This is a genomic window from Nocardia sp. N2S4-5 (genome assembly GCF_044628355.1).
GTDB lineage: Bacteria > Actinomycetota > Actinomycetes > Mycobacteriales > Mycobacteriaceae > Nocardia > Nocardia wallacei_B.
Genome location: NZ_JBIUPM010000001.1, coordinates 3,423,181 through 3,448,209, shown reverse-complemented (window position 1 = coordinate 3,448,209; position 25,029 = coordinate 3,423,181). Strand labels below are relative to the sequence as shown.

The following is a 25,029-nucleotide window of genomic DNA, read 5'->3' as shown; positions in this document are numbered from 1 at the left end:
CGTCAAGCGCACAGGATGCGGTCGAGGGCCGTTCGCAGGGCCGCGGCCGGATCCGGCGGCAGGGTGGGCGAGCGCCACGCGACGATCTGGTCGGGCCGCACCAGTAGCGCGCCCGAGTCGGTGAGTCCGGCTGCGGCGCACCAGCTCCGGTCCAGGTCGTGCACCTCGACCGGTGTGTCCCGCGCTCGCCACGGCTGCCCCGCGGGGCCCGTCAGCAGGGCGAAACCGGTGCCCATCAGATCGAGGGTGGAGCGCCCGTCGGGCAGGAATCGGTGGGGCACACGGGTTCCGGGCTGGCCGCCGACGTCGAGGTGGTCCATCGTGTGCGCGCTCGCGTCGCCGATCAGCGCGCCCGCCGGGTAGCGGGTGCCGAGGATGAGGGCGATCGGGTCGGCGAGCGGTGTTCCGTCGGTGGAGGTGGTGTTCATCGCGCGCAGGTCGGCGGTCCGCACGCTGGATTGGTCGGCGACGTACCACCCGATCGGATGCCGTTCGGCGTGGTAGCTGTCCAGCAGGGCGGGTCCGGCGGCGCCGCGGAGCACGTGAGCGAGTTTCCAGGCGAGGTTGTGTGCGTCCTGGATGCCGGTATTCGCGCCCGCCGCCGCGTACGGCGGCATGACATGCGCGGCGTCCCCGGCCAGGAACACCCGGCCCGAGCGGTAGTGGTCGGCGACGAACATGCCGGGCTCCCAAGGCAGTACGCTCAGCACCTTCAGCGGCAGATCGGGGAGGCCGATCGCGGTGCGCAGCGCCCGCGGCCACCGGTCAAGCGGCCGGTCCACCCCGTCGGCCGTGCTGAAGATCCACCGGAAGGCCCCGTCGACGGATACGAAAGCGCCGGGGACGGCGTCGTTGTCGATCTGGCAGAGGTTGAATTCCCGGCCGCGCACCAGGTTCCGGAGATCGGCGCGGAAATAGACGTTGACCGCGCGGCCCAGGCTGCCGCGACCGGAGCGCGGAATGCCGAGCCGCTGCCGGATCGGGCTCGCCGCACCGTCCGCGGCGATCAGGTAGTCCACCCGGATCCGCTCCACGGTGCCGTCGGCGGCCCGCAGCGTCGCCTCGATTCCCGTTGCGTCCTCGGCGAATTCGGTGCATTCGACGGCGAAACGCACGTCGCAGCCGCGCTCGCGGGCCACCCGCCGCAAGGTCGGCTCCAGCTCGTCCTGCGCGCACAGGCAGGACGTGGCCGGAGTGATGGTGTCCCACTGCGGCACCCCGCCGGGCAGCGTGAAGGGCAGCTGCTGGGCCTGCGCCAGCGTCGGCCCCGCCGCCATCGCCTGGTAGCCGGCCAGGTCCGCGGCGGCGGCCAGCACCGTGTCGGTGATTCCCAACTGCCGGAACAGCTCCATGGTGCGGAGGTTGATGCGCCGCGCCTTCGGCTGCGGCGAGGTGGTCCGGCGTCGCTCGACCAGCACCGCGTCGACGCCCTGGTGTTGCAGGAACAGTGCCGCCGACAGCCCGACCAGGCCGCCGCCGACGATCAGAACACGAGGTTCGTGTACGTTGTACATCATGTGTACGTTGTACACGAGTGATTGAATGCGGGCAAGGAGGTGTGATGACCGAGGACGCTCCCGGCCCGCTGATCTGGTCGTTGCCGGAACCGCCGGGCCGGCCCACGACCAGCCTGAGCCGGGCCGACATCCTGCGCGCCGGACTGGCCATCGCCGACGCGGACGGCGCGCGAGCGCTCACCATGCGGCGGGTGGCGACGGCGGTCGGCGCGTCCACGCCGATGTCGCTGTACCGCTACATCGGCAGCAAGGACGGTCTGGTCGACCTGATGATCGACGCCGTGTACGGCGAAATCCCGCTGCCCGCAACGCTTTCGGCGGACACGGCGCACTGGCGGACCGGGCTCGAGCAACTCGCCCTGCGGACCTGGGACGTGATCCGCCGGCACCTGTGGTTCGGCGAACTGTGGCACACCCGACCGCCGCTGGGTCCGAACGCCTTGCGCTACTTCGACTATCGGTTCGCGCTGCTGGAGCCGCTGGGCCGCGGCGCCGACGATCTGACGCTGCTCACCGGCGCCGTCGACGGCCACCTGATAGGCGCCGCGCTGCAAGCGGCGGAGGAGCGGCGCATGCGCGCCCGCAGCGGTCTGCGGACCGAGGAGCAGCTGGCCGCGGCCGCGCGGCCGTTCGTCGAACCGCTGCTCGCCGACGACCGCTATCCGGCGTTCGCGCGCTGGTTCCACGGCCGCACCGGCGCCGGACCCGACGATCCGGTCGCGTGGACGCTCGGCTGCCTGCTCGACGGCCTGACCGAGCGGTTGGGGCTGCCCCGCCCGGACTAGGGCAGACGCGGGTCAGCCGGTGCGCTCGAGGCGGCGGGCGGTGGTCGCGGCGGGACCGGACTCCTGGCGCAGCAACTCGCGGACATCGTCGTCGTCGAGGGGCGCGTAGTCCTCGTAGTACTCGCTCGCGTCGGTGATCCGATCGTGGGTGTGCGGGCAGACGACCTTGTCGGCATCACCGCCCAGGCCGGTGATGGCCGTCTCCGCGCCCACCGGCGCTGCCACCACGACTCTGATCGCGCCGAGCGCGTAGGCCGCTCGGCAGGCCGCGCGGGCGGGCGCGGCCACCGTCAGCGCCTCGTCGACGATCACGATGGTCCGCCCGGCCAACTCGGGTCGCTGGCCCGCGGCGCGCAGATGTTCGACCCGGCGCCGCAACGCATCTCGTTCCAGCCGCTCGATCCGGGTGAGTTCGGCCGCGCCGGTGCGCAGCGCGCGGGCCCGGTCCCCGTCCACCACCCGCACGCCCCGCTCGGCGATCGCACCGAACGCCGGCTCCGGTTGCTCCGGGGTGCGCAGTTGATGGACCACCATCACATCGAGCGCCACGCGCAACTCGGCGGCGGCCGCGCACGCCACCGCGGCGCCCCCACCGGCAAGGCCGACCACCACGATGTCGGGGCCGCGGAATGCCATCAGATGACCGGCCAGTCGGCGGCCGGCGTCGCGACGATCGAGGAACAGCATGAAGCCTCCTGAAGGATCGTGGAAACGAAATCACCTGCGCCTGGTGTGTTGCGTCTCGAGGGGGATTTTCGGTGCGGGAGGCGGCTCTGAGAATGCACGCTGCATTTGCGATTGCAATCCGGTTCGGAGTGGCAGCGGTTCTGGCACGCGACAGGGCAGTCCAGGATCCATATCTCCTCCAGAGTCGCCTACCGCCGGGGCGCGAGCCACGTTTCTGGACTCGGGAAGACAACGCCGCAATTCTACGTCGCCGCCGGTGCCGCCGGGTGTGAAACACACATGAACGACAATGCGGGAGTTTACGTCGCGGATTTGAAATATGTTGTGCTGGGGGAACTTACGATATAGATGATTCGTAAGACGAACATTGCCCGGGGCGCCGGTCGGTAACTGTGGGGCGAAACCTGTTGCGCGTCAACCGGAGGCGCGCGCAACCCACTCGAATGCGGTGGCCTTCGACCGGGCGCCCTCGGCGGCGCGGGACCGGTTCGGCTCGCCGAGTTCGGCCAGCAGCCGCTCGGTCGTCTCGACCAGTGCGGCCAGCGTCGCCGGGGCGAACCAGTCCGGCCGGGTGGCGAACAGCAGATCCTCGCTCGAGGTATTGCCACTGGCGCCGGGAGCGAAGGGACAGCCACCGAGCCCGCCCAGCGAGCCGTCCACCACCGCGGCGCCGGCGGCCAGCGCGGCCAGCGAATTCGCCACGCCCATGCCCCAGGTGTCGTGGCCGTGGAAGACGATGCGCCGCTGCGGAGTCCGGGTGCGCACGGCCTCGACGAGCGCGGCCACCTGAGCGGGATGGGCCTGCCCCAGGGTGTCGGCGAGCACGATATCGGCCGCGCCGTCGGTGCGCGGATCCGAGGCGATGGCCAGCACCCGGTCCGGGTCGACCGGCCCGTCGAACGGGCAGGTGAACGCCGTCGCCAGGCAGAGCTGGATGGACCCGCCGGCCTGCCGCGCCAGCCGGATCGCGTCCGGCATGGCGGCCACGCTGTCCTCGGCGGTGCGGCCGATGTTCGCCTTGTTGTGCGCGTCGGAGACCGACAGGCAGTATTGGAAATTGCGGACCCCCGCCTCGGCCGCCCGGGCGACCTGCCGCGGCGTCGCCACCCATACCCAGCAGCGTTGCAGCTCTTCGGGTTCCAGCGCGGCCACCAATGCCAAGGTGTTGGCCATCGGCGGCACCAGGTCCGGTCGCGCCATCGACCCGATCTCCAGTTCGGGCACGCCGAGCCGGAGCAGCGTGCGGGTGATCCCGATCTTGCGTTCGGTCGGCAGCACCTTGCCGGTCAGCTGCAGGCCGTCGCGCAGCGTCACATCGCGCAGCATCAGTTGACCTCCAGCGCGTCGATCTCCGCGTCCGACATCCGCAGCAGACCGGACAGCACCTCGTGGGTGTGCTCGCCCAGGTCCGGGCCCACTGTGCGGATGGGCAGCGACTGCCCGCCGATCACCGGCACGATACCCGGGAAGCCGACCTCCTTCGGCTCGGATTCGCCGACGTCCACCCGGAATCGCTGAATCATGTTGCGGGCCCGGTACTGCGGGTCCGCGGCGATATCGGCGGCCGTGTAGATCGGCCCGCTCGGAATGGCCGCGGCCTCCAGCAGCGCCAGCGCCTCGTCGCGGGTGTGCCGCCGAGTCCACTCGGCGATGGCGGCGTCGAGGCGGTCGCGGTGGCGCCAGCGGCCGGCGTTGTCGGCCAGTTCCGGATCGTCGGCCAGGTCGGCCCGGCCGATCACCCGCATGTAGCGCTGGAAGATGGCGTCGCCGTTGCCGCCGATGATGATGCTGGCGCCGTCGGCGCAGGGGTAGGCGTTGCTGGGAGCGATGCCCTCCATACGGCCGCCCACGCGTTCGCGGGTGATGCCGTAGGCGAAATAGTCGGGCACCAGCGATTCCATCACCGACAGGATCGATTCGTTGAGGGCCACATTGATGACGCGCTGCGGCAGCGGCAGCGGTGTGCCGGTGCGGTCCCGCTGGAACAGCGCCATCACCGTGCCGAACGCGGCGTAGATGCCCGCGATCGAATCGCCGATCGAGACGCCGACCCGCACCGGCGGCCGATCCGGATCGCCCACCAACTCGCGCAGGCCGCCGACCGCCTCGGCGACCGCGGCGAAGCCGGGCCGGTCGGCCAGCGGGCCCGTCTGACCGTAGGCGGAGATGCGGGTGATGACGAGGTCCGGCTTGGCGGCGCTCAGTACCTCCGGGCCCAGTCCCCACTTCTCCAGCATCCCGGGCCGGAAGTTCTCCAGCAGCACATCGCACCGCCGGATCAGATCCAGCACGACCGCGCGCCCGGCCGCGGTGCGCAAATCGAGCGTGATCGACTTCTTGTTGCGGTTCACGGTGCGGTACAGCATCGATGTGTCGCCGCCGTAGAGACGCCAATTGCGCAGTTCGTCACCGGTTTTCGGGCGTTCGACCTTGATCACCTCGGCGCCGAAGTCGCCGAGGATGCGGCCGGCGGTGGGCGCCGCGATGTAGTTGCCGAGCTCCAGTACCCGCACCCCGTCCAGCGGCCGAATCTCCATGGGGACAGTATCCACGGTCGGATCGGCGGGCGGCCGGGGTGCGGGCGGACCGGATCGGGACGCGCTCGACTACGCCGCCGTCGGCCGGACCTCATCGATGACCGAGTAGTGATCGGCGTTGCCCGAGATCACCTCGCTGGCGCGGCCGTCGACGCCGACCGGGATGTCACCGGCGAGGGTGATGCGGGTCAGCTTGCGGTGTTCGGCGCCGTCGTAGTCGTCGATGGCGTAGTGCTGGGTGGCGCGGTTGTCCCAGATGGCGACGTCGCCGAGCGACCAGTTCCAGCGGGTGGTGTGCTCGAGCCGGGTCACCCGGTCCTGGAACAGCCGGAACAGCGCGTGCGATTCGTTGCTCGGGAGGCCGACGATCTGCTTCACGAAATGGCCGAGCAGCAGCGCGCGTTCACCGGTCTCCGGGTGGACGCGCACCACCGGGTGCTCGGTCTCGTAGAAGGTGGACTGGAACTCGGCGCGGTAGGCCCTGGCCTTCTCGTTCGGCGAATCCTCTTGTGCGGCGGCGTAATCGTACTGGTTGGTGTGGCGGGCGCGCAGGCTCTCCGCCAGCCGCTTGAGCGGTTCCGGCAGCGAGTCGTACGCCGCGACGGTGGAGGCCCAGGTGGTGGAGCCGCCGTAGCTCGGCAGCGTGACCGCGCGCAGGATCGAGGCCTTCGGCACCCGGTCGACGAAGGTGACATCGGTGTGCCAGCTGTTGGCGCGGCCGCGGTGCGAGTCGATGGCCAGACTCTTCACTCCCGCCGACGTGACCGTCGGATGCGGGGTGGTGGGGCTGCCGAGCAGTTGCGCGAACTCGTACTGGCCGTCCTCGGTCAGGTGGTGCTGGTCGCGGAAGAAGATCACCTTGTGCTCGTTGAGCGCCGCGCGGAGGGCGGCGACGGTGTCCGCGTCCAGGTCACCGCCGAGCCGGACCCCCTCGATCCGCGCGCCGATGTGGGTGCCGAGCTTGACGGCGGTCACGGTGCCTGCTGCCTGAGCGACTGACATACCAAGGGCCTTTCTCGAAAACGAACAACGCTCCGAGGACACCACCGCGGCCCGGCGCGGAACAGGGTTGCGGTCAGCCGGATCGAAACCCCGGGCGGGCGCGGGGAATTCACCGCGCGGCCCGCAACCGCGTCAGCTCACGTGTTCGCGCAGGTAGGCAAGGTCTTCCGCGATGCCCTCGGCCGGGGTCTCCAGTACGACCGGCGCGTCGGCGGTGCGGCACACCTCGGCCAGCAGTTGCGGGTCGATGGTGCCGTCGGCGAAATTGGCGTGCCGGTCGGCGCCGGAGTTGAAGTCGTCGCGCGAGGAGTTCAGGTGCACCAGGTCGATGCGGCCGGTGATGGCCCGGATCCGGTCCACCACGCCGATCAGCTCCTCGCCGCCGGCCCATGCGTGGCAGGTGTCGAGGCAGAATCCCGCGCCGAACTCGCCGACCTGGTCCCACAGCCGGGCGATGGAGTCGAAATGCCGTGCCATGGCGTGGTTTCCGCCGGCGGTGTTCTCGATCAGGATCGGGACGGCGAACCCGCCCTTGTCCTGCTGGCGTTCGAACAGCTTGCGCCAGTTGACGATTCCCGCCTCGATCTCGGCGTCGGAACGGACGTGACCGCCGTGCACGACGAGGCCGAACGCGCCCAGGTCGGCGGCGGCCTGCGCCTGCTGCGCCACCGCGTTGCGTGAGGGCATGCGCAGCCGGTTGTTCGTGCTGGCCACGTTGATCTGATAGGTGGAGTGCACCACCACGTCGATCGGGCTGGCCTTGATCTGCTCCGCCTGCGGGTGCGGTTGTGGTTTGTCCCAGCTCTGCGGGTCCACCACGAACATCTGGATGACCTCGGCGCCCAACCGCTCACCGAAGCCGATCGGATCACTGTCTTGGCGGACGTGTGCTCCAATGCGCATGGGTGGAGCGTATCGGTAGGCACCGACACCGCGGTGGTCCGGACTGCTATGGTTTCGGTGTTTTCCGTGGTCGGCCGAGGGCGGCGACGGGGGTTCATCTGCGGTACGGCCGTGCGCCGGCGGACCCGGTGCGCGACACGGGAAGTGGGAGCGGACATGCTGGGCAACGGTGACGTCTTCGCCGGGTATGTCATCGAGCGGCAACTGGGCCGCGGTGGCATGGGATCGGTGTACCTCGCCAAACATCCTCGACTGCCGCGCATGACGGCGTTGAAGCTGCTCAACCGGGAGATGGTGGCAGACGCCGAGATCCGGGCCCGCTTCGAGCGCGAGGCCGACCTGGTCGCTCAGCTCGACCATCCGAAGATCGTCACCGTCTACGACCGCGGCCTCGAGGACGGCCAGCTTTGGATCTCCATGCAGTTCGTCGACGGCATCGACGCCGGCGGCGTGGACCCGAGCCGGCTGCCGCCGGAGCGGGCGGTGCAGGTCGTGCAGGAGGTCGCCGAGGCGCTGGACTACGCGCACGACAACGGCGTGCTGCACCGCGACGTGAAGCCTGGCAACATGCTGCTGGCCCGCGCGACCGGCGGCAAGGGCGAGCGGGTCTACCTCACCGACTTCGGCATCGCGCGGCTGCGTGACGACGGCGGTCATCTGACCCAGACCGGGACGTTCACCGCGACACTGGCCTACGCCTCGCCGGAACAGCTCACCGGTGCGTCGCTGGACGGGCGCTCGGACCAGTACTCGCTGGCGTGCAGCCTGTTCTGGCTGCTCACCGGCCGCGGCCCGTTCACCGCGCCCAACCCGGCAGCCGTCATCCGCGGCCACCTGCAGGGTCCGCCACCGGCATTGAGCAGCGTGCGGCAGGGGCTGCCCGGTGCGCTGGACGGCGTACTGCTGAAGGCGATGGCCAAGCGCCCCGAGGACAGGTTCCCGACTTGCGCCGACTTCGCGGCCGCCGCCCGGCGCACGTTCGCCGCGCCCAGCGCACCGGCGATGCCCGTCTCGGGACGGCCGTACACCGGCCCCGCGATGCCGACTGCGGGACGGCCGGGCACGGGCCCGAGCAATCCCGTCGCGCATCCGCCGACCGGCCACGGGACGCCGATGGCGCAGCGGCCGCCGAGCGGTCCGGGTATGCCGCTCTCGCCGCGCCCGCCGACGGGTCCGGGGATGCCGACCGCGGGTCCGGCCCCGCAGCCGACGGCGGCCTCCCTCCGCGCGGCGACGCCACCGCCGCAGCCGGTGTATCGGCCCGCTCCGCAGTACCCGCAGCAGGGCGGATACGGCTATCCGCCGCAGCCGCCCAAGTCGAACAACGGGGTGGTCATCGGCATCATCATCGGCGTGGTGGTGCTGTTGCTGGTGTTACTGGTGCTCATCGCCGCGTTGTCGGGCTGAGGCCGGTCGCGGATTCGGCCTCTGTCGCTTCGGTTTTCGTGCGGTGCGCGGTCCCGGCGCGGGCGGTGTAGCGCCGTAGCGACGCCACGCCCGCGATCGTCCACAGGGCTCCGAGCGCCCAGCCCGCGAGCACGTCGGTGGGCCAGTGCACGCCGAGGTACACCCGCGACATCCCCACCGCGAGCACGAACAGCACGGCGACCGCGGCCACGGCGGCGCGCAATATCCGCTGCCGCAGCGACAGCACCGTGACGGCGGTGACCACGCCCACCACCGCGGTGGAACCGAGGGTGTGGCCGGACGGAAACGAGTGGGTCGTCTCGGTGACGAGGTGTTCCACCCCCGGGCGACGGCGGCCGACGAGGGCCTTCATCACCAGCACCGTCAGTCCGGCGCCCGCACCCACCACCGCGGTCAGCGCCAATTCCGGCCACCGCTGCCGCCACGCCAGCCAGGCGCCCATCAGCACCGCCAGGATCGTCATCGAGAGGGTGTCGCCGAAATCGGTGATCATCCGCGCGACGGGGGTGAGGCCGTCCGCGCGTTGTGCCACAGCCCAATCCAGCACCGGGCCGTCGATCCGAACCGTGCCGTCTCCCGTGACGACGCCCGTGGTCAGCGCGGCGACCACGGCGACCAGTGCAACCAGCGCGACCCAGACCATGGTCACGAGGATATGCGCGCGCGATCGGACCCGGGCGGGAGCGGCGTACGGCCGGGACGGCGGAAACATTGCCCCGAGGTATTGGGGGTATCCCCCGATGGCGCGCGCGTTCCCGTCCCGGAACACTGGGAGGCATGACTGCCGATGCCCTGAGCACCGAATCGGACGCCGAACCCACGGCATCCGCGGCCCGCGCGACCGACCTGGTGAAGCTGTACGGATCGGGGGACACGCAGGTGCGGGCCCTCGACGGGGTGTCCGCCACGTTCGCGCCGCGTGAGTTCACCGCCATCATGGGCCCTTCCGGATCCGGGAAGTCGACGCTCATGCACTGCCTGGCCGGGCTCGACAGCGCCACTACCGGCACGGTGCACATCGGCGACACCGACCTGACCGAGCTGTCGGACAAGCAGATGACCCAGCTGCGGCGCGACCGCATCGGCTTCGTCTTCCAGGCGTTCAATCTGGTTCCCACCCTCACGGCGCTCGAGAACATCACGCTGCCGCTGGACATCGCGGGCCGCCGCCCCGACGACGAATGGCTGCAGACGGTGATCAAACGCCTCGGCCTGGGCGACCGGCTCGACCACCGGCCGAGCGAGCTGTCCGGCGGTCAGCAGCAGCGGGTCGCGTGCGCGCGGGCGCTCGCGGGCAAGCCCGACATCATCTTCGGCGACGAGCCGACCGGCAATCTGGATTCGCGTTCGTCCGGCGAGGTGCTGTCGATCCTGCGGGCCTCGGTCGACGAATTCGGCCAGACCGTGGTGATCGTGACCCACGAGCCGCACGCCGCCGCCTACGCCGACCGCGTGATCTTCCTCGCCGACGGACGCATCGTCGACGAATTGCGCGGGCCCACCGCGGAATCGGTGCTGGACAGGATGAAGTCGCTGGAGAACGTCTGATGGCCGCGAATCCGATGCGCAAGGTGGCCTTGCGCAATCTGGCCGCGCACAAGGTGCGGCTGGCGTTGACGGTGCTCTCGGTGATCCTCGGGACCGCGTTCATCGCGGGGTCCTTCGTGTTCACCGATACCTTGCAGAGCACCTTCGACGGCATCTTCGCCGGGCAGGCCAAGGGCGTCGATGTGCGGGTGGAGCCGAAGGATCGGCAGTCCCTCGGGCTGCCGAACGACGTCGTGGACAAGATCGCCACGACCGACGGTGTCCGCGCGATCGCCCCCGCCGTGCAGGGCCCGGTGGTGCTGTTGAAGGACGGGCACGCCGTGCAGACCGGCGGCGCGCCCAGCTGGGGCAAGTCCTACCTGCCGCCGGATCGGGCGATCGCGGAACCGGAGAAGTTCGTCGAGGGCGTCGCGCCGAGCCGCGCGGACGAGATCGCTCTCAACGCCGGTGGCGCCGAGCGTGCGGGCCTGGGCGTCGGCGACCGCGCCAAGATCCTGATCCCCTCGCACGGCAACCTCGATGTCACCATCACCGGCGTCTACGACGTGCCCTCCGACACCGGCGGTTTTATCGGCGTGCTGTTCGAGGACGCGCAGGCCCGGCAGCTGTTCACCGACGGACAGCACGTGGCGTATCTGGATGTCGCCGCGGTATCCGGCGTCTCGGATCAGACGCTGCGGGACCGCATCGCCCAGGCGCTGCCGCAGTACAAGGTGATGGACGGCGACCAGGTGCGCGAGGATCTGAAGGCGCAGGTCGGCAATGCTCTGAAATTCGTGAACTACTTCCTGCTGGCGTTCGGCGCGATCGCGCTGCTGGTGGGCACGTTCATCATCTACAACACCTTCTCGATGATCGTGGCGCAGCGGCTGCGCGAACTGGCGCTGCTGCGCGCGGTGGGCGCGAGCCGGCGCCAGGTCGGCTGGTCGGTGGTGTCGGAGGCGGCCGTCATCGGATTGGTCGGCAGCGCCATCGGTCTGGCCGGAGGCGTGGGGCTGGCGTTCGGATTGTCGGCGCTGCTGAACGCCTTCGATCTCGGGCTGCCCACCGGCACCATGCAGGTGCTGCCCCGCACGGTGCTCGCGGCGCTCGGCGTCGGGCTGGTGGTCACCGTGGCGTCGGCCTACGCACCGGCCCGGCGGGCCGCGAAGATCCCGCCGGTGGAGGCCATGCGCGAGGAGTTCGCGCCGGTCGGGGAGTCGCTGCGGGCGCGCACGCTCGCCGGCGCGGTGCTGGCCGTGGCCGGTGTCGTGCTGGTGGTGCTGGGCTCGCGCAACACCGGCGGCAATGCCGCGCTGACCGTCGGAATCGGCGCCGCCGCATTGATTTTCGCGGTGCTGTTCGCCTCGCCCGCGCTGTCGCGGCCGGTGTTGAACGGTCTCGCGGTGCTGATCCGGCCGTTCGGGCCGATCGGGCGGATGGCCCGCAACAACGCCATCCGCAATCCGCGCCGCACCGCCGCCACCGCGTTCGCGCTCACGCTGGGGCTGATGCTGGTGTCGCTGATCGGCATGCTGGGTACCTCGGCCAAGGCCAGTGTCGGGGAACTCGTGGACAAGGGCGTGAAGGCCGATTACGTGCTGGCCGGTCCGCAGATGATCGGTGTCCCGCTCGGCGCCGGGCAGGCGACGAAAGACGTTGCGGGAGTGGGGAATGTGGTCGCGGTGCGTGGCGTCGTGATGAAGATCGGCGACGATCAGTTGTTCGGCACCTCGCCCAGCGGTCCGCTGGACCACGTACTGAACTACGAAGTGCGTTCCGGCCCTGGCGCACTCGGCGACGACGACATTCTGGTATCGGAAACCGAAGCGGGCGAACGGAATTGGCACGCCGGCCAGCGGGTCGAGCTGACCAGCGTGGACAACAAGAAGTTCACCGTCACCGTGTCCGGCATCTACAAGGACACCCAGTTGCTCGGCCCGCTGGTGGTGTCGCCGGCGTTGTACAACCAGGTGATGCCGGTGGCGCTGCGCACCGATGTGCTGGTGCTGATCCAGGCCGTGCCCGGCGCGGACCTGTCCGCGATGCGCGACGATCTGGAGAAGGCCACCGCTCCCTATGTGGTGGTGCAGGTGCAGGACCGAGAGGAATTCAAGGGGGCGCAGGGCCAGCAGATCAACACCATGCTGGCGATCCTCTACGGGCTGCTGGCGCTGGCGGTGGTGATCGCCGTGCTCGGCATCGTCAATACGCTGGCGCTGTCGGTGGTCGAGCGGCGTCGCGAGATCGGCATGCTCCGCGCGGTCGGCATGCAGCGGCGGCAGGTGCGGCGGACGATCTATCTGGAGTCGATGCTGATCGCCGTGTTCGGGGCGGTCGTCGGGGTGGTGCTGGGGCTCGGGCTCGGGGTCGGATTCCTGCGTACCCTGCGCGATCTGGGCCTGAGCACCATCGCCGTGCCCTGGGATCAGATCGTGCTGATGCTCGTCGGGTCGGCGATCGTCGGTGTGCTCGCCGCGCTCTGGCCGGGCGTGCGGGCCGCGCGCACACCGCCGCTGGCGGCCATCGCCGATCTCTGAGCGCCCCCGACCGCGCGAGATTTCCGCGGGGACACGGCCGCGTGCTGAGCGGGCGGCCGGGTCCCCGCGGCTACGCTGGACCGGCTCGTTGTCCCAGCTCGCTCGGTTCGGACGAAGGGGTGCCAGATGGAATTTCTGTCGGTGATCGGTCTGACGCTGGCCGTGATCATGATGGGTCTCAAGCTGTTCGGCAGTTAACTCTTTCCGGCGTGGGCGTGCGCCCAGGCCGTGACGTCGCCGCGGTCGAGGGTCACGGCCAGCAGGTCCGGAAAACTGTCGGGGGTGCAGGCGAAGGCGGGGACGCCGAGTCCCGCGAGCGCGGCCGCGTTGTCGTGGTCATAGGCCGGCGCCCCGTCGTCGGACAGGGCCAGTAGCACCAGCACCTGCACGCCCGCCTCCTTCATGGTGGCGATGCGGCGCAGCATCTCGTCGCGGATGCCGCCCTCGTACAGATCGGAGATCAGTACGAACAGGGTGTCCGCCGGCCGCGTGATCAGTTGGCCGCAGTAGGCGAGGGCGCGATTGATGTCGGTGCCGCCGCCGAGCTGGGTGCCGAACAGCACGTCGACCGGGTCGGTGAGTTGTTCGGTGAGGTCGACGACGGCGGTGTCGAAGACCACCAGCGAGGTTTTCAGTGACCGCATCGAGGCGAGCACCGCCGCGAACACGGAGGCGTACACCACGCTCGAGGCCATCGAGCCGGACTGGTCGACGGCCAGCACCACGTCGCGGCGCACCGCCTGCGCCCTGCGCCCGTAGCCCACGAGCCGCTGCGGGACCACGGTGCGGTGTTCGGGCAGGTAGTGCGCGAGGTTGCGGCGGATGGTGCGGTCCCAGTCGATGTCGCGCAGCCGCGGGCGCGACACGCGCGCGGCCCGGTTCAGCGCCCCCGATACGGCGGCCACGGTGCGGTCGGCGATGCGGCGCTCGATCTCACGGACCACCTTCTCCACCACCATGCGGGCGGTCGACCTGGTCGATTCCGGCATCACCCGGTTCAGGCTCAGCAGCGTGCCCACCAGGTGCACGTCCGGCTCGACCGCCTCCAGCAGCTCCGGTTCGAGCAGCAGCCGGGTGAGGTTCAGGCGCTGCACGGCGTCGCGCTGCATCACCTCCACCACGGTCGACGGGAAGTAGGTGCGGATGTCGCCGAGCCATCTGGCGACCTTCGGCGCCGAGTCGCCGAGTCCGGCCGACCGCTTGTCGGCCGTCGACTGCTCGTCGGCGTTGTACAGCGCCGACAGCGCACGATCCATCGCCGCGTCGGTCGCCGATGCCAGCCCGCCCAGGCCCTCCTCGGCCGGTGCGCCGAGCACCAAACGCCAACGGCGGGCCTGTGTTTCGTCCGGAAGCGGCAGGTCCGGCGCGGGGTCCGCGGTCATACGGCTACCTCCAGGATCTCGGTGATCGCCGACAGGGCGAGCGTGCCCCGGTACGGGTCCGTGGCCGCGACGCCGGGACCGGTGGCGGCCTGTGCGCCGTCCCGGACGGCGTGTGCGATCGCTTGCCGCTCACCGGTTTCGAAGGCGCCGAAGGTGCGGCGGAGCAGCGGCAGGGTGGTGACGAACTGCTCCTCGCCGAGCCCGCGCAGCCAGGTGTCGACCAGGCGCAGCAGCTCGCGGTCGTGCACCAGCAGCAGACCGCGGCCGCCGAGGAAGCCGTCGATCCAGGCCACCTTCTCGGCCGGGGTGTGCCCGACCGAGAGCGCGGCGGACAACCGGTCGGAGGCGACGGAATCGTCGAAAACGCCTGCGTCGCAGAGTAGTCGGACGACGCGGCCGATCAGTGTGCCGTGCACGTCGTCCCGGTCGGCCAGGGTGCGCAGGGCGGCGAGCCACGCGGCGGTCGTCCGGGAATCATCTCGGGTGGCGATCGCCAGATGGGCGGCCTCGAGCAGCGCCCGCATCCGGTCGGCCGCATCGGTATCGAGCCCGGTGACCGCGCTCGGCAGCCCGGCACAGATGCGCACGAGCAGGCCGTCGGCGACGCGGGTGAGTGCCGCGGTGTCCGTGCCTCGCACATTGCCGTAGCGCAGCGTGCGGATCAGACCGGGGAGGGCGTCGAGCAGATGGGTGACGTCGTGATCCAGTGCCGCCACCGACTCCAGCCGCGACACCAGGCCGTCGATGGCGCCGCCGAGATCCGCCAGTAGCGCCCGTTCCAGCGCCGTGCTCAGATCGGCGACGGTGACCTCCGCGGCGGAGGCGGTGTCGAGCAACCGCGCCTGCGCGGCCGTGCGGATGGTGGTGCCCCAGCGGGAGGCCTCGATGACGGCGACGGACAGTTCCGGCTCCCATCGCAGCGTCCAGCTCTCCCGGAAGGTGCCGGTGTTGCGCACCTCGCCGGTGATCGGTGTGCCCCAATCGATTCCGAGCAGCCGCAGCCGGTGCAGCAGATGGGAGCGTTCGACGTCGAGGTCGCGGCGCAGGTCGAGATCGAGTTGCCGGTCACCGGCCTCCGGTTTCAGCCGCAGCGACCGGGACCGGGCGCGCAGGTCGGCGTCGAGCGGCACCGCGGGCGTGCTGTCGGGCACCGAGCCCAGCGCCTCGCCCACCACCAGTTCCGCGACGACCAGCCGGAGCATGGTCTCGTCGCCCTCGCACAGCACGGCGCGGGTGGCGTCGGTGACCTCCGACAATCCCGGCAGCGGTCGCCCGCGCAGCGCGGCCAGCGTGTCGGCCAGCCGGACGGCTTCGATGATGTGCGCGCTCGACACCGGCAGATCGTGGGCGCGCAGCGTCGCGGCCACCTTGGTCAGCCAGCGCGCGATCGGCTGCTCGGTTTCGGTGAACAGGTGGTGGTACCAGCCCGGCGAGGTGATGCCCGCGCCGTACCCGGACGGCCCCGCCAGGCGCGAGTGCGTCCACGGCACCCAGGTGAGCGTGGCCTTGGCCTTCGGCATGCCCTTGAGCAGCCGGGCATCCGGGGCCGCCGGGCCCAGCCTGCCCGTCAGGGCGGGCGCGTGCCACGCGCCGCACACCACCGCGAGCCGTTTCGCCCCGTCCTTCAACGTTTTTCGCATCACTTGGCGCATATACGCCTCGCGACGGAGGGTGTGCGGGTCGACGGGAGCGATCTCCGCGGACTCACGCAGGGCGGCCATAGCCTCGGTTACAGCCTCGAAAGTGTCGGCGTCGGCGCCGGATTCGATGACCGCGTCCCACCAGCGTTCCGGATCGTCGTAACCGGCCGCGGCGGCCAGCTCGGCGAGCGGGTCGGACCGATCGCCCGGTTCGGTGTCGTGGGCCAGCACATGGGTGGCGGGGAGGTCGCAAAACCCCACGGCCACATCGTGTTCCACGGCGTAACGCAATGCCTGCCATTCGGGTGAGAACCTGGCGAACGGCCAGAACGCCGCGCGGGACGGAGCATCCGGCACATAGGCCAGCAGCGCGATCGGCGGCCGCATCTCCGCACACGAGACATAGGCGACCAACGGGTCGGCGTCGGCAGGGCCCTCGATCAGGATCGCGTCCGGCTCGAATCGTGCCAACGCCAACCGCAACGACCGAGCCGAACCCGGCCCATGATGCCGAATCCCGAAGACGCGGGTCTCGGGGACGGTCATCCGTGGACCTCGCGGCAGGCTCGGTAGAAGTCGGCCCAGTCCGGGCGTTCGCGTACCACGGCTTCCAGGTATTCCGTCCAGACCACCGTGTCGGCGACCGGGTCCTTGACGACCGCGCCCAGTACCGCGCCCGCCACATCGGCCGCGCGCAGTACGCCGTCGCCGAAGTGGGCCGACAGGGCGAGGCCGTTGGTGATGACCGAGATGGCTTCCGCGGTGGACAGGGTGGCGGAGGGGGATTTCAGTTTGGTCCGGCCGTCGGCGGTGAGGCCCGAGCGCAGTTCGCGGAACACTCGCACCACCCGGCGCACCTCCTCGGCCGCGGCGGGCACGGCGGGCAATTCCAGTGCGGCGCCGAGCTGTTCGACGCGCCGGACGACGATGGCGACCTCTTCGTCCTCGTCCGACGGCAGCGGCAGCACGACCGTGTTGAAGCGGCGGCGCAGCGCGGAGGACAACTCGTTGACGCCGCGGTCGCGGTCGTTGGCGGTCGCGATGACATTGAAGCCCTTGGCCGCCTGCACCTCGGTGCCCAGTTCCGGGACCGGCAGCGTCTTCTCCGACAGCACCGTGATCAGCGCGTCCTGCACGTCGGAGGGGATGCGGGTGAGTTCCTCGACGCGGGCGATCGCCCCGGCCCGCATGGCGGTCATGACCGGGGAGGACACCAGTGCGCCGGTGCTCGGCCCCTCGGCCAGCAGCCGCGCGTAGTTCCAGCCGTAGCGGATGGCCTCCTCCGCGGTGCCGGAGGTGCCCTGCACCAGCAGCGTGGACGTACCGCAGATCGCCGCCGAAAGATGTTCCGACACCCAGGTTTTCGCGGTGCCCGGCACGCCGAGCAGCAACAGCGCGCGGTCGGTGGCGAGGGTCGCCACCGCCACCTCCATCAGCCGGCGCGGTCCGACGTACTTCGGGCTGATCACGGTGCCGTCGGACAGGGTGCCGCCGAGCAGATACGTCACGACCGCCCAGGGCGACATCCGCCACGACGGTGGGCGGGGCCGGTCGTCGGCCGCGGCGAGGAGGCGCAGTTCCTCGGCGAAGGCCTGTTCGGCGTGCGGGCGCAGCAGGTCGTCGCGGGGGGATTCGGTCGTGGTCACTGCAGCTCCTCGAGCATCGTCGTGCGTTCGGTCAGGTCGTGAGCGAGTTGTTCGAAGGTGCGCTGCCAGTGCGCATCACCGCAGCGGCGCGCGGCGACGGTGACGACCGCGCCGGCCTCGACGGGGAAGTGCGCGGCCGCGGTCCGGAACAGGGTGCGGTACGAGGCGGGCGACAGGCCGGGCGCGCCCGGCCGTGCCGCCGCCAGCTGCGCACGATCGAGCAACAGCCGGACCAGATGTTCGGCCAGCGGCATCGGCCACGGCCGCGGCACCGCCCGCACCAGCAACTCCACCTCCGCCAGCCAACTGCTGTCCAGCCGCCGCAGATACCGGACCCGCTCGGGCAGCGGCAGCAGCGCGAACAGATCGCGGCGCAGGTCGAGGTCGGCGCCCAGGGTCGGGGTCGCGGTCAGGATCTCGAACAACGTTGCGGCCCAGGCGCTGTCGCGTTGTGCCAGGGCCGCCTCGGCCCAGCCGGTGAACATGGGGCCGAGTAGTTCCTCGGCCATGCGCGTCCGGACGGCCCGGTCGGGCGCGGCGAACAGCGCCTCCCAATGCCGCAGCGGGGTGGCGGCCACGGTGCGGCGCAGCCATTCGGCGGCCACGTCGGGCGCGCCGTCCACTCGGTACGCCGTGGTGCCGGGCCGGTCGGCGATGCCGTCGCGGCGGTCGGCGTCGCCGAGCGCGCGGGGGAGACGAGCGACGAGGCGGTTCTGTTCCAGCGTGAGCCAGCTCGCCGCCCGCCGCTCCATGCGCCGGGCGAATGCCGAATCGGGAAGGCGGGCAAGGAGATCCGCGGCGAGGCGGCGCACCTCGGCCCGCGAGTCGTCGAGCGCCGACTCCAGCAGCGGCTCGTCGGCGAGGGCCAGCCCGTCGGCCAGGACGGTGAGCAATTCGGCTCGCGCGGCGGCGGGCTCGGTGCGCCATCCGTCGGCCAGTGTCTCCCGCGCGGCCTGAGGATCGTGCGCGCGCAATGCGGCCAGCCAGGCCCGGCGTTCCGCGGGGCGGCCGTGCGTCCACACGTCGGCGGATTCCAGCCCGGGACTCGCCAGCTTCCGCCATTGCGGATTGTGCCGCGCGAGCCAGCTGCCGCGCACCCCGGCCAGGCGCAGCAGCGGTTCCCGCAGTGCGGCTTGGGTTCTGGCCTGTTCGAGCAGCAGCGCGCAGAGTGCGTCGGGCGCGCGATAGTCGCGCGGCGCGACGGCCTCGAACCATTCGTCGAGAAACGGCGAGCGCTCGGTCACCATCCGCGCGAGGCGCGTCGCGGCGAGTGGCGGCAGCGTCGGCCGGTCGTCCTCGGCGGCGGGAGCGGGCAACTCCGCGGTGCCCGGAACCACCCCACCCCGCTCGAAAAGATCCTGTAGACAGGCGGTTTCGAGCAGCACGGCGGCCGGATCGCCACGCAATCGCGCGGCCGTGTCGGCAATGGCGGCGGGCAGCCGGGCCGGATCCAGCGCGCGCCGCGCGGTGCCCAGCAGCGCCGCCGACGTCAGCTCACCGGTCGGCGCGTTGACGGCCCTGCCCACGGGCTCCCCGCTGACGTCGGTGATATCGCCCGCGGTGAACGCCGACAGCGGCACCAGCCCATCGGCGGTCCACTCACCGATCACCGTCACCGGATGCCCGCCGGACAACCCCAGCAACCGCCACGGCGGCTCCGCGAGCAACGCCATCGGCACCGCGCCCCCATCGACTTCCGCCACCCACCACCCATCCTCCCCAGCCACCGGCACCACCTCCGCCAACACCACCGGCCACGCCCGCAACCACGGATCCGCCCCCAGCGCCCGAGCGTGCCCCTCCAATGCCCCCGCAATACTCCCGGGCCGGATCTCATCGTCTCCGCCTGCGGTGCTGGGGGTTTCGGGGGGCGGGGGTGGGGTTGAGGGGATGGTGGTGAACGGTGTGGGGGTGCCGTGTCGGGTGCCCCAGAGGGCGCGTAGGGGGGCGGCGGCGGGGTAGAAGTGCAGGTCCGCGTCTATGAGGGTGCCGGGGGTGGGCATGTCGGCGGGGAAGGTGGGGGTGCCGTAGTTGTGGTCGATGATCTTGGCCCAGCGGGCGGTGTGGCGGCCGCGCAGCCATACTCGGCGGGTGTACAGGCGCTCCTCCTCGGTGATGCGGCGGGCCAGCACCATCCAGTGGTCGCGGATCGGGGGCTCGCCGCGCACTGTCTCCGCGGGCATGGGGTATCCGAGGTGGGCGCGGGTGGCGGCGGCCAAGGCGGGTGGCAGTTCGTCCAAGCGTCGGTGTGCCGAGGCCAGGAGATGCAGTCGGCCGTATTCGCGTAGCAGCAGGGTCGGCCAATCCTCGCGCAGCACGACATTGCGAGGAAGTTGCCGTAGAGCCGATGCCGCTCCGGGCGCCTGGGCGTCCACCATGCGCGCGGCGACCGACTCGAAGGTTTCGAACGAGCGCTCCGCTTGCGCCAGCCCCGTTCGCACCTGATCGCACAGCCAGATATCCAGCTCCTCGAGCCCCGCTGTCACGCGGGTTCGGCGCTGCTGCGTCGTCGCGGCGCGGGCGGTCTTCTTCGCCGCGGCGGCGGGGGCGGCGGCCGCGCGGGCCCCGATCCACTCGGACGCGAAATCGGCCGGTTCGCCGACCTCGCGGACTTCCCCCTCGGACCAGGTCAGCAGCAGTGACAGCGCGTGCTTGCACGGGAACTTCCGGCTCGGGCACGAACACTTGTAGGCCGGGCCGGACAGGTCCACGATCGTCCGGTACGGCGTGGCCCCGCTGCCCTGGCACCGGCCCCACAACGCCGCCCCGTGCCACCCTGTGTCCTGCCACCGATGCCGCAGCTTGCGGGCGGCGGTGAGCGCGGCGGCATCGGGCGCCAGCGCGGCCACCTGCTCCGCCGTCCAGCGCACGGGCTGCGCCCCCACCTGCGTCGTCGTCCTCATCGGCCATCCCCCGTTCGCTCGCCTGCCCGGATTTGTACTCCATCCCACCGACAAGAAATTCCCGATCGCCGCGGGCCGAGTTGTGCGATCATCGCCCGATGTCCGTCTCCCGCTGTGACCTGCTGCGCTGGCAATTCGATATGACCTGGGCGCTGCTCGACCTGCACCTGCAAGCACTCGTCGCCGAGGACTACCTCTGGGAGCCGGCACCGCTGGTCTGGACGGTACGCCCCGGCCCGGACGGGTCGTGGATGCCGGACTGGTCCGATATCGAACCGGACCCCATCCCGGTGCCCACGATCGCATGGCTCACCTGGCATATCGGCTGGTGGTGGTCGGTCACGCTGGACCACGCCGAGGGCCGCCCGGCCCGCGATCGCGTCGACATCCACTGGCCCGGCGCGGATCAGGTCGTCGAGTGGCTGTCCGGCCTGCGCGACCGCTGGCGGCGGGTGCTGGATGCCTACACCGACGTCGACCTCGACCGGCCCGCCGCCTTCCCCTGGGGCGACACGCCCGAACGGACCGTCGCGCACACCGCCGGTTGGGTGAACGCCGAGCTGATGAAGAACGCCGCCGAAATCGGCCAGCTGCGGCTCGTCCGCGCCGCCCGGTAGGTTCGCTGACCGGTAGCGAACTCAATTACGGTGCCGCAGAGGACGATTCCGGCGTCAAGAGCGCTTGCGCGGCCCGCACAATTCTGGCATTCTGGCCTGTTCGGTTGATCCGAGCCACCCGAGATTCGGGTGAAACCCGTGGAACTGCCCGGCCGGGACGGCCGAGGGGTGGACATCGGCCGGATCGAACCGTATCGATGACCATTGCGTCCCGCCGGGACGGTTCGCCCGGATGTACTGTCGCGGGGGCGGATTCGTCGGCTGTCCGGTAGCGTTCGACACGGCTGTGGGTTCTCGCCGGGCCCGCGGAGCAGGTGGCCGAACGTCGAGGGAGTGGCTTTGGGGGAAGGACCGCAGGATGTCGCGCCGCGCCTGATCGAGCTTGTGTCGCGCCGTCTGGATTCCGACCCGGCCATCACACCCGAAGTCGCTCGCGCAGTGCTGGACGCACTCGGCGCCGAGCCGGACCGCTCCCGATCCGAACCCGGCCCCAGCGGAATCTTCTTACGCGCCATCCGAGTTCGCGGCTTCCGCGGCATCGGGCCGGTGGCCGCGCTGGAACTGCGGCCCGGCCCCGGCCTCACCCTGGTGGTGGGCCGCAACGGATCCGGCAAATCGAGCTTCGCCGAGGCCGCCGAACTGGCGCTCACCGGGGTCAACCGCCGCTGGGAGGGCCGCTCCGCGGTCTGGCGCGAGGGCTGGCGCAACCTGCACGAGGGCGCCGTCTGCCGCGTCGACCTGGAACTGACCACGGCGGGGTCCGACGGCGAACTCACCATCACCCGGGAGTGGCCGGAGGGCGCCGACCTCGCCGGCGGCACCTGGACTCAGCAGCGAAAAGAGCAGCCCCCCACCGAGTTTCACGCCGAGGACTGGGCCCGCGCGCTGGAACTGTATCGGCCGTTCCTGTCCTACAGCGAACTCGGCGCCCTGGTCGACGGCCGCCCCAGCGACCTGTTCGACGCCCTGCATCAACTCCTCGGCCTGGACGATCTCACCGCGGCGCAGGAACGCACCCGCGTCCGCAGGCTCGAACTGGAACGGGCCGCGCGGCAATCCCGCGACGAACGCAACGCACTGCTGGTGGCGTTGTCCACCGTGGCCGACGAGCGCGCGGGTCGCGTGGCCGAGCTACTGCGCAGCACGCCACCGGATCTGGTGGGCATCGGCCGCGAGCTGGCGGGCGCGCGGCACGATCCGACCGGCGCGGCGGCCCTGCAGTCCATCCTGCGCCTACGACTGCCGGAGTCGGCCGAGGTCGACGCCGCCGCCATCGAGGTGGACAGGTGCGCCGCCGAACTCGCCGCCCGCTCCACCGGCGACACGGAATCGGAACTGCGCGTGCTGGATCTGCTGCGCCGCGCCCGCACCCACAGCGACGCGGCCGGGGACTGCGCGTGCCCGGTCTGCGGCCGCGGCACGCTGGACCAGGCCTGGCAGCGCGAGACCGATGCGCAGATCGCCCGCCTGACCGATCGCGCCGCCGCGCTCACCGCCGCCCGCGTCGCCCTGGACCAAGCCGTGCGGCAGGCCAGGCAGTTGGTGAAACCCGTTCCGGCGGAGCTGGATCCGCCGCCGCCGGAGGCGCCGAACGTCGACACCGGCCCGGCCCGCCGCACCTGGACGGCGTGGGCCGCACTCGCCGATGCGGACGAGGGGGAGCTGGCCGATCGGCTGCGCGTCGCGCACACCGACGCGATTCGCGGCCTGGAGACCCTGCGCCGCTCGGCCCGCAAGGAACTGGACCGGCTCGACGCGGTCTGGACCCCGCTGGTGCCCCGCATCGCCGCCTGGCTGCAGGAGGCGAAACTGGTCGCCGCCGCCGATCCCGAACTGCGCACCGTGCGCCGGGCCGAGGACTGGCTGAAATCGGCCGCCGCGGGGCTGCGCGACGAGCGGATGGGGCCGCTGGCCGACCACGCTCGCCAGATCTGGCGCGGCCTGCGCCAGCAGAGCAATGTGGATCTCGGCGCGATTCGCCTGCAGGGCAACGCGGGAGCCACCCGCAAGGTCCTGCTGGACGTCACGGTCGACGACACCGGCGGCACCGCGCTCGGCGTGATGAGCCAGGGCGAACTGCACGCGCTGGGGCTGGCGCTGTTCCTGCCGCGCGCGACCGTGCCGGAGAGCCCGTTCGGTTTCGTCGTGATCGACGATCCGGTGCAGGCGATGGATCCGGCCAAGGTGGACGGTCTGGCGCGGGTGCTGTCGGCCGCGGCCCGCAGCGGGCGGCAGGTCGTGGTGTTCACCCACGACGAGCGCCTGGCCGAGGCGGTGCGCCGGCTGCGCTTGGACGCCACCGTGCTGGACGTGCAGCGCCGGGAGCGTTCGACGGTCGAACTGCGGGTCGCCGAGGATCCGGTGCGCCGCTATCTCAGCGACGCCAACGCCCTGCTGCGCACCAGACAGCTGCCCCGCGCCATCGCCGCCGAACTGGTCATCACGTGCTGTCGCTCGGCGATCGAGGCGGCGGCCCTGGCCCGCGCGCGCCGCACGCTGCTCGGCGCGGGCGTCGATCATCGCGAGGTGCAGCGGCGCGTGGACGCCGCCCGGACCACGTGGGAAAAGGTGTCGCTGGCGGTGTTCGGCGACCCGGACCGCGTGGACGACCTGAACGCCCAGCTGGATCGCGAGGCGCCTTGGGCGCGATCGGTATTGCGCGATGCGGCCGCGGGCGCCCACATCCGCATCGGACGCAACGGCGGCGAATTGATCTCCGGCACCAGGAAAGTCGTCAAGTGGCTGAATCCGTGACGCCGACCGTGGCGCAGCGGCTGGCCGCGGCCGACGAACTGCTGCGCGGCTCGGTGACCGATGCCGGCGGGCTCTGGTCGCGCGCCACGGTGTGGATTCTGCGGATCGTGCTCGAGCAGTCCATGGATCAGCTGTGGTCGCGAGTCGCCCCGCCGGTGGCGCGGTGCAGCATGCGAGCCCAGCTGCTGGCGCTCGCGCCATACGCCGGTGAAGACACGGCCGCCCGGGTCGCCACGCTGTGGGCGGCGTTGTCGCGGGCGGGCCACCACCAGGATTACGAACTGGCGCCGACGGTGGACGAGTTGCGCGGCTGGTACGACGAAACCACCCGTCTCGCAGACGAATTGGCGGTGCTCGGCGAGGGGGAGGAGACGCCGGTCGCCCGCCACGGATAATCGTCGAATGCCCGACGACCCGACCGGTTCCGCGCCGTGCCCCTGCCGCAGCGGCGAGACGTTCGCCGACTGCTGCGGCCCGCGGCTGGACGGAGCCCGCCCGGCGCCTACGGCGGAGGCGCTGATGCGGTCGCGCTACACGGCATTCGCCGTCGGCGATGTGGACTACCTACTGCGGTCCTGGCATCCGCGGACCCGGCCGCGACGGCTGACGCTGGATCCGGAACAGCGCTGGCTGTATCTGGAGATCGAACGGACCGAGCACGGCGGTCCCTTCGACGACAGCGGTGTGGTCGAGTTCCGCGCTCACTACCGATCGGACGGGAAACGCGCGGCACTGCACGAGTGCAGCCGATTCACGCGCGTCGCGGGCGCGTGGGTCTACGTGGACGGTGACATCGCGCCCTGATGTCTTACTGTGTCCGGGTATGCCACATATCGCGATCGAGTACTGCACCCAGTGTCGCTGGCTGCTGCGGGCGGGCTGGATGGCCCAGGAGCTACTGAGTACCTTCGGCACCGAATTGACACAGGTCGCGCTGGTTCCCGGGGAGGGCGGCGTCTTCCGGATCACCCTCGACGGCGAGCAGATCTGGGAACGAAAGGCCGACGGCGGCTTTCCCGAGATCGCGGTACTCAAGCAGCGGGTGCGCGACCGCATCGATCCCGATCGCGATCTGGGCCACATCGATCGGGCCTGACGGCGTCGCCGGGTCGATTACGCGGGAAGAAATGATCTCCGACGTACTCTCGATATCAGGGAAGT

General features: G+C 71.1%; 20 protein-coding genes. 9 read left to right on the top strand and 11 right to left on the bottom strand.

Features of this window, described 5'->3' with window-relative positions:
* Positions 1 to 2: 2 nt before the first annotated feature.
* Entirely contained in the window at positions 3 to 1,517 is a 1,515-nt protein-coding gene (locus tag ACFMRZ_RS15670; protein ID WP_400179737.1) for an FAD-dependent monooxygenase, read from the bottom strand.
* Between the two features lie 44 nt (positions 1,518 to 1,561).
* On the opposite strand from ACFMRZ_RS15670, the gene ACFMRZ_RS15665 reads away from it, so the two are divergent.
* Positions 1,562 to 2,302, top strand: coding sequence for a TetR/AcrR family transcriptional regulator (locus ACFMRZ_RS15665; protein ID WP_400179736.1), 741 nt, complete (start codon positions 1,562 to 1,564; stop codon positions 2,300 to 2,302).
* 12 nt (positions 2,303 to 2,314) lie between these two features.
* Here ACFMRZ_RS15665 and ACFMRZ_RS15660 read toward each other — a convergent pair whose 3' ends face one another.
* From ACFMRZ_RS15660 to ACFMRZ_RS15640, 5 genes are all read right to left on the bottom strand, one after another.
* On the bottom strand, positions 2,315 to 2,989 hold the full coding sequence (locus ACFMRZ_RS15660) for a phosphoribosyltransferase (protein ID WP_400179735.1): 675 nt from the start codon (positions 2,987 to 2,989) through the stop codon (positions 2,315 to 2,317).
* A gap of 414 nt (positions 2,990 to 3,403) precedes the next feature.
* Positions 3,404 to 4,315, bottom strand: a complete 912-nt coding sequence (locus ACFMRZ_RS15655; RefSeq protein WP_400179734.1) for a hydroxymethylglutaryl-CoA lyase — start codon at positions 4,313 to 4,315, stop codon at positions 3,404 to 3,406.
* Entirely contained in the window at positions 4,315 to 5,526 is a 1,212-nt protein-coding gene (locus tag ACFMRZ_RS15650) for a CaiB/BaiF CoA transferase family protein (protein WP_400179733.1), read from the bottom strand. Before ACFMRZ_RS15650 ends, ACFMRZ_RS15655 begins: the two co-directional genes overlap by 1 nt.
* Positions 5,527 to 5,595: 69 nt before the next feature.
* A complete protein-coding gene (locus ACFMRZ_RS15645; protein ID WP_400179732.1) occupies positions 5,596 to 6,528 on the bottom strand; it encodes a TauD/TfdA dioxygenase family protein in 933 nt (310 codons plus the stop codon).
* Positions 6,529 to 6,660: 132 nt separating this feature from the next.
* Complete coding sequence (locus ACFMRZ_RS15640; RefSeq protein WP_400179731.1) at positions 6,661 to 7,431, bottom strand: deoxyribonuclease IV; 771 nt, start codon at positions 7,429 to 7,431, stop codon at positions 6,661 to 6,663.
* Positions 7,432 to 7,587: 156 nt separating this feature from the next.
* Between ACFMRZ_RS15640 and ACFMRZ_RS15635 the strand changes: the two genes are divergently transcribed.
* Positions 7,588 to 8,838, top strand: a complete 1,251-nt coding sequence (locus ACFMRZ_RS15635) for a protein kinase (protein ID WP_400179730.1) — start codon at positions 7,588 to 7,590, stop codon at positions 8,836 to 8,838.
* Here ACFMRZ_RS15635 and ACFMRZ_RS15630 read toward each other — a convergent pair.
* A complete protein-coding gene (locus tag ACFMRZ_RS15630) occupies positions 8,816 to 9,502 on the bottom strand; it encodes a phosphatase PAP2 family protein (protein ID WP_400179729.1) in 687 nt (228 codons plus the stop codon). The two genes, ACFMRZ_RS15635 and ACFMRZ_RS15630, sit on opposite strands and share 23 nt — an antisense overlap.
* Positions 9,503 to 9,636: 134 nt before the next feature.
* On the opposite strand from ACFMRZ_RS15630, the gene ACFMRZ_RS15625 reads away from it, so the two are divergent.
* Together ACFMRZ_RS15625 and ACFMRZ_RS15620 are read left to right on the top strand one after the other, a co-directional pair.
* The gene (locus ACFMRZ_RS15625) at positions 9,637 to 10,407 is read left to right on the top strand and encodes an ABC transporter ATP-binding protein (RefSeq protein ID WP_280271397.1); all 771 of its coding nucleotides are present in this window, start codon (positions 9,637 to 9,639) and stop codon (positions 10,405 to 10,407) included.
* Positions 10,407 to 12,926 carry an ABC transporter permease gene (locus tag ACFMRZ_RS15620; protein WP_400179728.1) on the top strand — a complete coding sequence of 840 codons (2,520 nt, stop codon included), beginning with the start codon at positions 10,407 to 10,409 and terminating at the stop codon, positions 12,924 to 12,926. Before ACFMRZ_RS15625 ends, ACFMRZ_RS15620 begins: the two co-directional genes overlap by 1 nt.
* A gap of 194 nt (positions 12,927 to 13,120) precedes the next feature.
* Here ACFMRZ_RS15620 and ACFMRZ_RS15615 read toward each other — a convergent pair whose 3' ends face one another.
* From ACFMRZ_RS15615 to ACFMRZ_RS15600, 4 genes are read right to left on the bottom strand one after another with little or no spacing between them, the layout of a single operon-like run.
* The gene (locus ACFMRZ_RS15615) at positions 13,121 to 14,308 is read right to left on the bottom strand and encodes a VWA domain-containing protein (protein ID WP_400179727.1); all 1,188 of its coding nucleotides are present in this window, start codon (positions 14,306 to 14,308) and stop codon (positions 13,121 to 13,123) included.
* Complete coding sequence (locus ACFMRZ_RS15610) at positions 14,305 to 16,494, bottom strand: DUF5682 family protein (RefSeq protein ID WP_400179726.1); 2,190 nt, start codon at positions 16,492 to 16,494, stop codon at positions 14,305 to 14,307. Before ACFMRZ_RS15610 ends, ACFMRZ_RS15615 begins: the two co-directional genes overlap by 4 nt.
* Positions 16,491 to 17,594, bottom strand: a complete 1,104-nt coding sequence (locus tag ACFMRZ_RS15605) for an AAA family ATPase (protein ID WP_400179725.1) — start codon at positions 17,592 to 17,594, stop codon at positions 16,491 to 16,493. The genes ACFMRZ_RS15610 and ACFMRZ_RS15605 overlap by 4 nt, the downstream gene beginning before the upstream one ends.
* Positions 17,591 to 20,497 carry a DUF5691 domain-containing protein gene (locus ACFMRZ_RS15600; RefSeq protein ID WP_400179724.1) on the bottom strand — a complete coding sequence of 969 codons (2,907 nt, stop codon included), beginning with the start codon at positions 20,495 to 20,497 and terminating at the stop codon, positions 17,591 to 17,593. The genes ACFMRZ_RS15605 and ACFMRZ_RS15600 overlap by 4 nt, the downstream gene beginning before the upstream one ends.
* Positions 20,498 to 20,595: 98 nt before the next feature.
* On the opposite strand from ACFMRZ_RS15600, the gene ACFMRZ_RS15595 reads away from it, so the two are divergent.
* The 5 genes from ACFMRZ_RS15595 to ACFMRZ_RS15575 all read left to right on the top strand — a co-directional run bounded on the left by ACFMRZ_RS15595 (position 20,596) and on the right by ACFMRZ_RS15575 (position 24,964).
* Entirely contained in the window at positions 20,596 to 21,114 is a 519-nt protein-coding gene (locus tag ACFMRZ_RS15595; RefSeq protein WP_400179723.1) for a DinB family protein, read from the top strand.
* Positions 21,115 to 21,447: 333 nt separating this feature from the next.
* Positions 21,448 to 23,868, top strand: coding sequence for an AAA family ATPase (locus ACFMRZ_RS15590; RefSeq protein WP_400179722.1), 2,421 nt, complete (start codon positions 21,448 to 21,450; stop codon positions 23,866 to 23,868).
* The gene (locus ACFMRZ_RS15585) at positions 23,853 to 24,263 is read left to right on the top strand and encodes a hypothetical protein (protein WP_400179721.1); all 411 of its coding nucleotides are present in this window, start codon (positions 23,853 to 23,855) and stop codon (positions 24,261 to 24,263) included. Before ACFMRZ_RS15590 ends, ACFMRZ_RS15585 begins: the two co-directional genes overlap by 16 nt.
* 7 nt (positions 24,264 to 24,270) lie before the next feature.
* A complete protein-coding gene (locus ACFMRZ_RS15580) occupies positions 24,271 to 24,672 on the top strand; it encodes a YchJ family protein (RefSeq protein WP_400179720.1) in 402 nt (133 codons plus the stop codon).
* A 19-nt stretch (positions 24,673 to 24,691) separates the two neighbouring features.
* Positions 24,692 to 24,964 (top strand): SelT/SelW/SelH family protein, encoded by a 273-nt coding sequence (locus ACFMRZ_RS15575; protein ID WP_280277148.1) that lies wholly within the window; start codon positions 24,692 to 24,694, stop codon positions 24,962 to 24,964.
* Positions 24,965 to 25,029: the final 65 nt, after the last annotated feature.